We start from the raw sequence: 11,785 nt of genomic DNA on the forward strand, positions 1-11,785 counted from the left end.
ACAATCAACGACGCCACTCAGCCATCGGAGGTCAACCCCCGGTCAGCCGACTGTCACCAACCTGACTGCCGGGTACACCTAGCGGCGATCGCGAGCGCGGCGGAGCCGGGCGAACGCGGGGCGCCGCCATCGGGCTAGGTCAGCCGGCGACGGAGGCGTCGTAGATCGACTGGATCGCCTTGTCCAGGGTGGCGTTGAACTGCTCGTCGGACTGGTCGACGCTCAGGCCCTCGGTGAGCGCGCGGCTGAAACTGGCGATCAACCCGGTGTTCTTTGCCAACAACTCGTTGGCCTCGTCGCGGGAGTAGCCACCGGAGAGGGCGACCACCCGCATCACCTTCGGGTGCTCGATCAGCGGACGGTAGAAGTTGACCTCGGTCGGCAGGCTCAGCTTGAGCATGACGCGCTGCCCGTCGGGCACGTTCTCGAGCTGCTTGGTGATCTCGTCGCGCAGCAGGCCTTCGGCCTCGGCCTTGTCCGAGATCGAGATGGTGACCTCGGGTTCGATGATGGGCACCAAGCCGTGCGAGAGCACCTGGTGACCGAGCTCGAACTGCTGGGCGACCACGGCCACGATGCCCTTGGCGTTGGCGCCGCCGATCACCGACCGCTCCTTGGTGCCGAAGACGCCCAGCCCGGCGGCCCGGTCCAGCAGGTCGTCGAGGCCCGGGATCGGCTTCATCAGCTGGACGTCGTCGGACGCGTCCGCCAGGCCCTTGTCGATCTTGAGGATGGGCACCACGCCCTTGGTTTCCCACAGGTAGGTGGTCGACGGCTTGCCCGCGATCTGGCGGTCCATGGTCTGCTCGAACAGGATCGCGGCCAGCACCCGGTCGCCGGTGAACGCCGGGGAGGTGATGATCCGCGAGCGCATCTGGTGAATGAGGTCGAACATCTCCTCCTCGGAGGAGTACGCGTCGTCCTCGATGCCGTAGAGGCGCAGCGCCTTGGGCGTCGAACCGCCGCTCTGGTCGAGCGCCGCGATGAATCCTTTGCCCGACGTCATCCGGTCCGCTTGCTGCTGGTTCGACATTGGACTCTCCCAGTTCCTCGTGGCCCTCACGGGCGCAGCACGCCCGGCCGGTGGCCACGCGCGCTCAAGTCTGAATCGTGCCGATCATATTCGGCCACTTCGAGCCCGAGCAGGCAGGTCGCCACACTGCGATTTTGGTCTCAAGCCCGGTCTGGCTGCGGGGCGGCGGGCTTGGTACGCCACAGCGCCATGCGGTCGAGGAGCCGGTCACGCAGGACGAGCGTGTGGAAGAGTACCGCCGTCATGTGGGCGGTAAACGCGAGGAAGAGCAGCAACGCGAGGACGCCGTGGCACTGTCGGAGCACCGCGAAGATGTCGATGTTGCGCGGCGCGATACCCGGCAGCGCCAGGGGCCCGAACAGGGTGATCGGGAATCGCGCCGCCGACAGCATCGCCCAGCCGGTCAGGGGCTGAATCAGCAGCAACGCGTAGAGCAGGTACTCCGACCACGTCGCGATGCGGCGTTCGGTTCGGCTCATGGTGGCCAGGAAAGGTGGCGGCCGGTGCGTGAGCCGGTTCGCCAGCCGGACCAGGGCGACGGCGAGGATCACCAGCCCCAGCGGGCGATGGATGGCCAGCAGCAGCGGGTAGCAGCTCAGGGCGGCGACCATGGTCACGCCGATGAGCAACTGCGCGATCACCATCGGCGCCATCAGCCAGTGCAGAACGCGCGACGGCAAGGTGAATCGCGCCGCGGCGGCGCTCGCCGGCTCGTCCATCACAGCGCCGATCTCACGGTGACCGCGCTGGGCGTCGAGGGCTCCTCGGCGCGGCGGGTGAACGAGCGGGCGTAGACGGCCGAGCGCGCCGCGAGCAGGGGGTCATCGGAGGCGGCGATGCCGTCGGGCAGCACCAGCGGATCGAAGTTGATGTCGCGGGCGTTGCCGGCCTCCTCGGTCTGAACGGCGGAGAGGGTGATGGTGCCGGCGTCGATGGTGCGCCGCCCGGCCGGCCAGGGCTTGGTGGCGTCGTGGGTCGGATCGCCCGGCTCACCGACGGTGAGCACCAGCCGCCAACTCAGCGGGGTGTGCGCCAGCGTGCGGATGAGGTCGTCGAACAGATAGTCCTTGGCCGCCGGCCCGGAGGGTGGCGCGGCCAGGCCGGCGGCTTGCTGGGGAACAGCGGACCAGCGCACCGGCACCGTGACGCCGGCACCGTTGGTGAACCGGAAGGCGTTCAACCCATGGAACGCGCTGTCGGCGAAGCCCGCGCTCGGTGGTGTCTGCTTGATGATGCGCATCGCCGCGGCGGTCTCGGGATGACGCCGCAGGAACGCCGCCATCTCCTGCGGGCCGGGCTTGCCCGTGCCGGGTTGCGGCCTGGAGGCGAGCAACCGGTCGTAAAAGCCCTGGGGCGTGCTGTCCGGAAAGACCGGGATGTTGATCATCGCGGTGCGCCACTGCCGGCCGGCGGGCGCGTCGAACAGCAGCCCCAGCCCCCGGACGGTGTCGGGCTTGTCGGCCTGATCGGGAAGCCCGCCGGACAGCGAAAACCGGCCAATCAGCGGAACGCTCCCGCGACGGAAGATCGCGGCCCGGCATATCGCCACGGAAGCCCCCGTGCTGACGAACGTTCCGGTGGCGCTCAGGCCCTTGGCGTGGTTTCGCCGGAAGCCGTCATGACGGCCGAAGACCTGCTCGAAGCGATCCGTGAATCGGTCCGGAGTCAGGGCGCCAGGCCGCAGCCAGCCGCCGGCATAGGCGAAGCCGCCCACATCGACCGCGGCGACACCGGCTACCGCACCCATACCGAGTAGCGCGCGCCGCCGATTCAGCGCACCGAGCCGCGGCGGTGTGGACGTAATCTCCGCGGGGTCCTCGGGCTCTCCGCCCCCCTCTTGCTCGCCGCCGCGATCATGGTGCTCCACGGCCCACCGTCCTTTCCGTTTGTGCAGGCCACGCCCCGCGGGATGAGAAAAAAGTCGGTGGAAGCAAGTCACGCACGGGCGGCTGCCTCGTGCAACTTCTGCGCCGGCCGTCACGCACATCCGGACTACGTCGCGGCGCTAAAAATCGTTCAGCGTTTTGAGCGTGGTATGCCGCGTGTCCTACCATTGACTAAACACTTGTAGCTGTATCTGCATTTGGTAGCGCAGATCGACGGAGTGCGTCTCCTCCGTAGGCAAGCGTGTTCCCGTGGGGTTGAATCAACAGCCCCCGGATATAACAGTGGCTGTTTTCAGAGCTAGCGGTGTCCCGCAGGGGACCGAATGTGAGTGATAGACCATGGGCGAACAAACCGGCGAATTCGTCGATCCAACCGCTTTCGAAGTGGGCAAACACCAGGTAGACCAGGCGGTCGTGCTCACCGTCTCCGGCGAGGTCGACATGCTCAGCTCGCCGCTACTGGCCGATGCCATTCAGACCGCGCTGGCCACCAAGCCCGCGGCGCTGATCGTTGACCTGTCCAAGGTCGGTTTCCTGGCATCGGCCGGGATGACCGTCCTGGTGACCGCGCAGGCGGAGATCGAGCCGCCGACGCAGTTCGCGGTGGTCGCCAACGGCTCGGCCACCAGCCGGCCGATCAAGCTCATGGGAATCGACAGCGTGCTCTCGCTCTACAGCACCCTCGACGGTGCGTTGAGCGGTATCGCTGGTGAGTGAGCCGCGACCGAGTGAGGACGCAACCAGGGACGATGGGACGCTCTGATCAGCCGCAGAAGGTGAACACCGATGACCGATCCCGCTTCGAACGGACGCGAGTCGCCGCCGACGCGCGCAGCGCAGCCCGGACCCGCGCCGAATTCGGAGTGTGGCTCGGACGGTATTTCTCGCTGGACGACGACCGCTTCAACGATCTGCTGCTGGCGGTGAACGAGGCGATCGCCAACGCGGCGGAATTCGCCTACGTCGAGGCCGCGGAGCGCGGGACGGTCGACGTGCGAGCGGCCTACGACGGCGATACGGACACCCTCGCGGTGATTGTCGACGACCGCGGCCGGTGGCGGCAGAAAAAGCCGGTCCAGTACCAGCAGCAGATGCGCGGCCGCGGCATCCCCCTGATGGTGGCGCTCGCCGACGACGTCGCCATCGACCGCACACCGCAGGGCACGCGCGTCACGCTGACCTGGAGCGGGCTGACGCGGCCCGGCTACAACGTCTGATCAACCCGGCTCCGCCAGCACCTGCTGGATGCGTTCGTCGCGCGGCAGGACCGGACCATCGTCGAGGGATTCGTCGATTCCGAGTTCGGTGAGCCCGGCGCCGGTCAGCAGCGAGGTGCCGTAGGCGGCCAGCACGAGTTTCTGGTCGTCGCTGTGACCGTCCTCGACGAGCATCGCCCCGATCAGACAGATGACCGCCATCTTGAAGGCGTTGAACGCCCGGTACCAGGGCCGGTTCGCGACCGTGATTCCGCTGACCGATTCGTAGTGTGCGAGCAGGGCATCGATGGAAAGCGCCGCGGGGTGGCTGTTGATCCCGACCGGCTGCACCCACAGCATCTCGAGCCAGCCGATGTCGGTGAGCGGGTCGCCGACCGTCGTCATCTCCCAATCGAAGACCGCGCTGACCTCGCCGCCGATGAAGGCGAAGTTGCCCGGTTTGGCGTCGCCGTGCACCAGCGTGATCGTGGGGCACTGCGCGGGCTTGCCGGCGAGCAGTTCCCGATGCAGCCGCTCCAGGGCGGGCAGGCGGCCGCGCTTGACCCTGTTCATCTCCGCGGCCCAGTGGCCGAGTTCGCGATCGAGGTGGCCGGCGCCGCTGTCGAGGGTGTCCAGTCCGGTCCGGCCGAGGTCGACGGTGTGGATGGCGGCCAGTTGCTCGGCCAGGCTCTGGCACATCCGCACCACGGTGTCATCGGCGGCGTCGGCCGGCGGCTCCATCTCGTAGACGTCGCCGGCCACCCGTTCCATGACAAAGAACGGCCTGCCAAGCACGTCGCCGGTGGGCTCGAGCCACAGGGCCGGCGGGACGCGGACCGGTGTATCGGCCAAGGCCTGCAGAATCCTGAACTGGCGCGCGAGGTCGTAGGGCTCCAGCAGCGCGGGTGGTTGGGGGCGCAGGCGCAACACGACGTCTTGGGGGTCGTCTCGACCGCCGCGGCGGGTGACGACGCGCAGCGTCATCATCTCCGCCGAGTGCCCGAAGCTCACCCGGTCGATGCCCTCGAGTCGGACGTCGTCGGCGTCGGGCACCTGCGTGCACAGCCAGCGGCTCAACCGTTGTTCCAGCTCGGCACCCAGCGTCATTGGCGAACCCCGTCGCCGTCGGCGGACAGTCGATCGACCGGGGTCTTGTCCTGGGTGAATGCGGACATGTCCATCGCCGTCCAGTTGGGATAGCGGCGATAACCCTGCCCGCCGAGCAGCAATTCGAAGACGCCCCAACCGGTCTCGCCGTCGCACTCGAACCGCATCAGCTGGTCGAGGGCCATCGACTTACCTTCGGTCTCGGTCAGCTGTTCGGGATCGCAGCTGTCCCAAGCGAAATGAATGAAGTAAGCGCCGCCGCCCAGGTCCTCGTATCGACAGTGGGCCATGGGCAGGCCGTAGTAGGCGTTGACCTCCAGATGGGGTGCCTCGGCGATCACCCGGTAGGTTTTGCCGTCCTCGTCGGTGAAGACCAACGCCGCGCGGGTGGGCCGCTTGCGGTCGCCGTCGAACTCGACCTCGTGCTCGATCCCGACGAACCTTTTCGATAGGGTTCCGTCGGCGTGGGTGATACCGCCGTCTACGTAATTGACTGTGCCGTCAGATGATTCGATGATCCATGCTTCGATGGCATGGTCATCGAAGCCCGCGTCGAGCCACAACCAGAAGTCGATCTTGTCGGAGACCCGCACCCCGAAGGTGCGGTCGCGGCCGCCGTGGAAGCCGTCGACGCTGATGCGTTCCCCGTCGATCTGCACCCAACCGCTCCACCGCCCCGGTTCTTTCATGTGGTACATGTCGGCGAGCAGTTCGCCGTCGTTTCCATGCACTTTCATGGGCAACAGCTCCCACATCGGGGCGGTGGGTTCGTAGTAGAGCTCCCACTCAATCCCGGAGTTGTTAGGCTCGATGTCCAATCGCCATTTCTTCAGCGGCTCGACACAGGTCCACCGCATCGGCCCGGCGCTCAGGTCGGCGCGGTCATCGCCGGTGACCGGCCGCCCGGACAACAGGTCCCAGTGCCGGCCGTCGGCGAGGCTGACCTTGACGTAGCCCAGCCCGCTGGCCGTGTTCGGGTTGTTTCCGTAGCCGCTGGCCAACAGCATCGTGCCGTCAGGTGACGCGGCGAAGAAGTAGCACCGATCCGACCACGTCGGGTCGGTGCTGTGCACCTGGTCGAACGTCGTCGGAAGCTGGTGGGTGAAGGCCTCGTCCGCGGCGGAGTACCCCATGCATTGTCCCTTTCTCTGGCTAGAAACTCCGCTGTGCCGCAATCGAATTCACCATCAGTTCGACGCCGGGCGGATTCTGTTGGCGTCAGATACCAAAGCAGCACAACGCATCCCGTAACATCGCCGCCATGGAACCGAGCCGGCGGTGGGGGGACGACCGCGCGATCCTCGATGACGAGGAGGCCCGCAGACGGATCCTGGACGCAGCGGGCCGCTGCATCGTCCGGCGCGGCAATACCCAGTTTCGGGTGGGCGAGGTGGCCGACGAGGCCGGGGTGTCACGGTCGACGGTGTACCGGTATTTCCCGGGCCGCGACGACGTGCTGCTGGGCCTGATGCTGACGCGTGTGGACAGCGCGATCTCCGAGTTGGTGCGCAAACTGCCGACCCCCGAGGACCCGGTTCGGTCGTTGCCCGAAATGGTGCTGGCCCGGGTGGAGTCGGTGGACGGCAACCCGCTGAACGAAGCGCTGTTCGCCGCCGAGAGCACCGCGGTGGCCTCGGCGCTGGAGAAGGGGTCCGAGCCCATCGTGGAGCTGCTGCTGCGGCACTACGGGCCGTTGCTGAACCGGTGGAAGGCGGCGGGGTTGCTCTACCCCGATGTCGATTTCCGGTCAATCGTCCAGTGGTTGCACACCACGACACTGTTCTTGCTGGCGCCCTCGTGGCGATATCGCCCCGCCGCCGACAAACGAGAATTCGTCGAGCAGTTCGTGGTGCGGGCCTTGGTGCCACAGATCAGACAATAATCGTATATTGTCTGATGTCCAGACGTTCTATCGGTTTTGCCCTACGCAGCGGTGTTAAGAGCGCAGCACTGCGGCCGGCCGGCAAGTCGGGATGGATGGATAATGAAAACTCCTGTGGACCAAGCCTTTTCTTTCCTGGGTCTGGCCGCCCACCTGGGCCGCGGTGCGGGCCGGGTGGCCACCGACGCGGTGGTGGGTGGCCGGTTCGGCCTGCCGCGGACCGTCGAAGGCATCGACCCCGCGGTCCTGTCCCGGGTGATGGGAACCACGGTGCGGTCGATCCGCGTCCTGAGCCGGGACGCGGGCACCTCCTCGCGGGGCCGGCTGGTGCTGACCGGCAAGAACGTGCCCGATTCGGTGTTCGTCAAGGTCGCGGCGCAGAGCGCGGCCACCCGGCTGATCGGCGAACTCGGACGTCTGGGACACACCGAGGTGCGGTTCTACCGTGACCTCGCGCCGCAGGTCGTCGGCGTCCCCTATTGCTACGGCGCGGCGTTCGACGCCTGGACCGGCCGGTACCTGCTGGTCCTGGAGGATCTGCCGGCCGAGTCGTGCGAGTTCCCGGACACCTTGCATCCACTGTCGACCGACCAGGCCAGCCTCATCATCGAGCTGCTGGCCGACTTGCACGCCAATTTCTGCGGGCGGCTGCCGCGTGACCGTCGCGGCCCGCTGGGCTGGCTGTACACCCCGTCGGGCGACGTCACGTCGTTGTTGACCGGTTCGCTCATGCACTCCTCGATCAAGCGCCTCGCCGAGCGCACCACGATTCCGGTGGCCAACGGCAGCTTTATCGCCGACAACTACCGCGCCGCCGCCGCCCTCATCGACGCTCCCCCGCACACCGTCATGCACGGTGACGCTCACCCCGGCAACATGTACTTCCACGGCGGCAAGGCCGGGCTGCTGGATTGGCAGGCGGTGCGCCGCGGACACCCGTCCCGCGAACTGGCCTACACGCTGATCACCAGCCTGACGCCGGAGGACCGCCGGGCCAACCAGCGCGAACTGCTCGACGACTACCGGCGGGCGTTGGTGGCGGCCGGCGGACCCGAGCTAGACCGCGACGAGCTGTGGCTGCGGTTTCGCCAGGGCGCGCTGTACGCGTACACCGCCCCGCTGATCACCGCCGGAATGGGCGGAATGCAGGTCGAAGACATCGCCATGGAGGGCCTGCGACGGGGCGTCGCCGCGCTCGACGACCTGGAAACCGTCGCCGCCCTGAAGGCTTCTCTGTAGGGCACGCCGAATTCGGCTGGGACTATTGCCTTCGTCGCGCCACGAGTTACGCTACCTACCGTAGCGAAATACTGCGCGCCTGCACGCGTCGACAGCCCTCCGGAGACAGCCCACGGCGGCGAAGAGGAGTCTCATGTTCGATTTGAAGATCATCGGTGGCACGGTCGTCGACGGCACGGGCGCGGAGCGCTATCGGGCCGACATCGGCATCAAAGACGGCAAGATCGCCGATATCGTTCGCCGCTCCGCCGACGGCCCCGCGATGAGCGGGGAGGCGGCCGAAACCATCGATGCGACAGGCCATGTGGTGGCCCCCGGTTTCGTCGACATCCACACCCACTACGACGGCCAGGTCAGCTGGGACAGCCTGCTGGAGCCGTCCAGCGGCCATGGCGTGACCACGATCGTTACCGGCAACTGCGGCGTCGGCTTCGCGCCCGTGCGCCCCGGCAGCGAGCAGTGGCTGATCGAGTTGATGGAGGGCGTCGAGGACATCCCCGGCACCGCGCTGACCGAGGGCATCACCTGGGGCTGGGAAACCTACCCCGAGTACCTCGATGCGATCGGGAAGCACAACTACGCCGTCGACGTGGGCAGCCAGGTCGCTCACGGCGCGATCCGCGCCTACGCGATGGGCGAGCGCGGCGCCCGCAACGAACCGGCCACCCCCGACGACATCGAGGCGATGGGCCGGCTGGTCCGCGAGGCGATCGAGGCCGGGGCGCTCGGGTTTTCCACCTCGCGCACGATGGGCCACCGCGCGATGGACGGCGAGCCGGTTCCCGGCACGTTCGCCGCCGAGGAGGAACTGTTCGGCCTCGGCCGCGCCATGGCGGCCGGCGGTCAGGCGGTGTTCGAGCTGGCCCCCCAGGGGGCCGCGGGCGAGGACATCATCGGGCCCAAGAAAGAGCTGGACTGGATGCGGCGGCTGAGCGGCGAGATCGACCGTCCGGTGTCCTTCGCGCTCATCCAGGTGGATGCCGATCCGAAACTGTGGCGCGAGATGCTGGACCTCTCGGCCGACGCGCACGCCGCGGGCGCCCGGCTGTACCCGCAGATCGCGGCGCGCCCGTTCGGCATGATGATCGGCTTCCAGGGGCATCACGGTTTCAGTCATCGGCCCACCTACCGGCGGCTCAAGGCAGAATGCGGCCGCGAGGAGCTCGCGCAGCGGTTGGCCGACCCCGCGGTGAAGGCGGCGATCCTGTCCGAGGACGACCTGCCGCCCGACCCCACGTTGTTGTTCGACGGGATGTTCGCCCTGGTGCAGCACTCGCTCGGACGCCTGTATGCGCTGGGCAATCCACCGGACTACGAGCCCACGCCCGACCGGACCGTCGCGGCCATCGCCAAGGCCCGCGGCGACGACCCGTTGTCCACGCTGTACGACCTGATGCTGGAGTCCAACGCGACCTCCATGCTGATGCTGCCGCTGTTCAACTACGCCGACGGCAATCACGACGCGATCCGCGAAATGATGTTGCACCCCGCCGGCGTGCTCGGACTGTCCGATGGCGGCGCCCACTGCGGGATGATCTGTGACGCCTCGTATCCGACGTTCCTGCTCACCCACTGGGCGCGGGACCGGCACCGGGGCGAGAAGCTGTCACTGGAGTACGTGATCCGCAAACAATCTCGCGACACCGCTCACCTGTTCGGCCTCACCGACCGCGGCACCATCGAGCCGGGCAAGAAGGCCGACCTCAACGTCATCGACATGGATGCTCTGACCCTGCACCCGGCGGCGATGGCATTCGACCTGCCCGCGGGTGGCAACCGAATCCTGCAGGGCGCCAGCGGTTATGCGGCAACAATCGTCAGCGGAACGGTGACGCGGCGCAACGACGTCGACACCGGCGCCCGGCCCGGGCGACTGGTCCGCGGAGCGCGTTAAGAACTCGCCACGATGGCCACGGCGGCCGGCAATCCGGCGCGAACCCGCGACGAGGACGCCATCGGCACCCCGCCGGAAGATCCGACATTGGTACCCGCCGAGCGCTACTACTCTCCCGCCTTCGCCGCGCTCGAGCTGCAACGGATGTGGCCGCGGGTGTGGCAACTGGCCTGCATGGCCGACCACGTCGCGGCGCCCGGCGACTATTTCGAGTACCGCTGCGGGCCGTACGGGGTGCTGATCATCCGGGACGACGACGGGGTGCTCCGCGCGTTCCAGAACGTCTGCCGGCACCGCGGCAATTCGCTGTGCACCGGATCGGGCTCGGGCTTGCGCGAACTCAAATGCGGCTACCACGGTTGGACCTGGGACCTGGCCGGCACGCTCAAACGGGTGCCCAACCGCAAGGGCTTCGGCGCCCTGCGGATGTCCGACTTCCCGCTGATACCGGCGCGGGTCGAGACCTGGGCGGGGCTCGTCTTCGTCAACCTCGACCCGGGCGCGGTGTCGCTGACCGAATACCTGGAGGCGGTCCCCGACGACATCGCCTGGTGCCACCTGGAGGACTTCCGCTGTTACGCGACGCTCACCGTCGAGGTCGACGCGAACTGGAAAACGATCGCCGACGGGTACAGCGAGACCTACCACATTGCGACCCTGCATCCCGAACTACTGCGCTGCGTCGACGATATCCATGCACCGCAACGGATTTGGGGTCATACCGGCAAGTCCGACCAGCCCTACGGTGTGCCGAGCCCACGCTTTGACGGCGCGCTGTCCGACGAAGAGGTTTGGAACGCCTACGTCTACACGCAGGGAGCGTTGATGGGCGCGGCCGAGGGGACGCCCTTCCCCGCCGACGAACGCCGGCCCGGACAGACGGTCGCCGACCTGATCGCGGACCGAACCCGGGCATTCGCCGCGAGTCGCGGCGTCGATCTCGGCTGGGCTGACACCGACCGGATGACCCGATTGCACCAGTACAACGTGTTCCCCAATATGACGCTGCTGACCAACGCCGACCACCTGACCGTGATGTGCTCGCGCCCCGCCTCCGACCCCTGCCCCGACAAGGGCGAGCTGGTCATGTTCTTGATGACGCGAATGCCGCCGGGGGCGCCCCGCACCAAGCCCACGGATGTCCGCATGGCCGCGGACGCGGCTGAGCCGGGCGTGGTGCTCACTCAAGACATCGCGGTGCTCCCCGGCCTGCAGCGCGGTATGCACCAACCCGGCTTCACCCACCTGGTGTTGTCCAGCGAGGAACGCCGCGTGATCAACACGCATCGCAACCTTGAGCGTTACTTGGACCTGCCGGAGTCGGAGCGGATGACCGGCGGCGCCTGAAATATCTAGCGGCAGTCCCAACTTGGCTTGAGTTACTGCGCACTGTCACTGCGGGTGGTAGTCAGAGCGAATTCCTCGATGCCTCAATGTGTTTGGGCTTGGAGGCGTTACCGGCCGTTGCAAAGGGTTAGTTGTTGGTTGGTGGTGGTTGGGGTTGGAAGGGTGTGTACCACCACCAGTCGGCGCGTTCGCCGGTCGGTC

Annotated in this window: 12 protein-coding genes; 6 read left to right on the top strand and 6 right to left on the bottom strand. The window is 67.4% G+C overall.

Annotated elements, in window-relative coordinates:
- Window positions 1-139: 139 nt before the first annotated feature.
- The 3 genes from A5688_RS20435 to A5688_RS20445 all read right to left on the bottom strand — a co-directional run bounded on the left by A5688_RS20435 (window position 140) and on the right by A5688_RS20445 (window position 2,900).
- Window positions 140-1,033, bottom strand: coding sequence for a fructose bisphosphate aldolase (locus A5688_RS20435; protein ID WP_067910645.1), 894 nt, complete (start codon window positions 1,031-1,033; stop codon window positions 140-142).
- A gap of 140 nt (window positions 1,034-1,173) precedes the next feature.
- Window positions 1,174-1,752 carry a cytochrome b gene (locus A5688_RS20440; RefSeq protein ID WP_067910648.1) on the bottom strand — a complete coding sequence of 193 codons (579 nt, stop codon included), beginning with the start codon at window positions 1,750-1,752 and terminating at the stop codon, window positions 1,174-1,176.
- Window positions 1,752-2,900, bottom strand: a complete 1,149-nt coding sequence (locus A5688_RS20445; RefSeq protein WP_431602664.1) for a catalase family peroxidase — start codon at window positions 2,898-2,900, stop codon at window positions 1,752-1,754. The genes A5688_RS20440 and A5688_RS20445 overlap by 1 nt, the downstream gene beginning before the upstream one ends.
- Before the next feature lie 358 nt (window positions 2,901-3,258).
- Here A5688_RS20445 and A5688_RS20450 point away from each other — a divergent pair, with 358 nt between their 5' ends.
- Complete coding sequence (locus tag A5688_RS20450; RefSeq protein WP_067839606.1) at window positions 3,259-3,636, top strand: STAS domain-containing protein; 378 nt, start codon at window positions 3,259-3,261, stop codon at window positions 3,634-3,636.
- A 32-nt stretch (window positions 3,637-3,668) separates the two neighbouring features.
- Window positions 3,669-4,136 (top strand): ATP-binding protein, encoded by a 468-nt coding sequence (locus A5688_RS20455; RefSeq protein WP_067910655.1) that lies wholly within the window; start codon window positions 3,669-3,671, stop codon window positions 4,134-4,136.
- Here the strand turns inward: A5688_RS20455 and A5688_RS20460 are convergent, their stop codons facing one another.
- Both A5688_RS20460 and A5688_RS20465 read right to left on the bottom strand, forming a co-directional pair.
- Complete coding sequence (locus A5688_RS20460; RefSeq protein ID WP_067910659.1) at window positions 4,137-5,222, bottom strand: phosphotransferase family protein; 1,086 nt, start codon at window positions 5,220-5,222, stop codon at window positions 4,137-4,139.
- The gene (locus A5688_RS20465; protein ID WP_067910661.1) at window positions 5,219-6,355 is read right to left on the bottom strand and encodes a DUF7064 domain-containing protein; all 1,137 of its coding nucleotides are present in this window, start codon (window positions 6,353-6,355) and stop codon (window positions 5,219-5,221) included. The genes A5688_RS20460 and A5688_RS20465 overlap by 4 nt, the downstream gene beginning before the upstream one ends.
- 128 nt (window positions 6,356-6,483) lie before the next feature.
- Between A5688_RS20465 and A5688_RS20470 the strand changes: the two genes are divergently transcribed.
- The 4 genes from A5688_RS20470 (at window position 6,484) to A5688_RS20485 (ending at window position 11,584) form a co-directional block, all read left to right on the top strand.
- On the top strand, window positions 6,484-7,104 hold the full coding sequence (locus A5688_RS20470; protein WP_067839617.1) for a TetR/AcrR family transcriptional regulator: 621 nt from the start codon (window positions 6,484-6,486) through the stop codon (window positions 7,102-7,104).
- 102 nt (window positions 7,105-7,206) lie between these two features.
- Window positions 7,207-8,343 (top strand): phosphotransferase, encoded by a 1,137-nt coding sequence (locus tag A5688_RS20475; protein ID WP_067910664.1) that lies wholly within the window; start codon window positions 7,207-7,209, stop codon window positions 8,341-8,343.
- Between the two features lie 133 nt (window positions 8,344-8,476).
- The gene (locus tag A5688_RS20480; RefSeq protein WP_067910668.1) at window positions 8,477-10,237 is read left to right on the top strand and encodes an N-acyl-D-amino-acid deacylase family protein; all 1,761 of its coding nucleotides are present in this window, start codon (window positions 8,477-8,479) and stop codon (window positions 10,235-10,237) included.
- A 12-nt stretch (window positions 10,238-10,249) separates the two neighbouring features.
- On the top strand, window positions 10,250-11,584 hold the full coding sequence (locus A5688_RS20485) for an aromatic ring-hydroxylating oxygenase subunit alpha (protein WP_067910671.1): 1,335 nt from the start codon (window positions 10,250-10,252) through the stop codon (window positions 11,582-11,584).
- Window positions 11,585-11,711: 127 nt separating this feature from the next.
- Here the strand turns inward: A5688_RS20485 and A5688_RS28205 are convergent.
- The coding region (locus A5688_RS28205) for a hypothetical protein (protein ID WP_242660170.1) at window positions 11,712-11,785 on the bottom strand (74 nt) is incomplete at its 5' end.

The organism is Mycobacterium mantenii, assembly GCF_001667865.1.
In the GTDB taxonomy this organism is placed as follows: domain Bacteria; phylum Actinomycetota; class Actinomycetes; order Mycobacteriales; family Mycobacteriaceae; genus Mycobacterium; species Mycobacterium mantenii_A.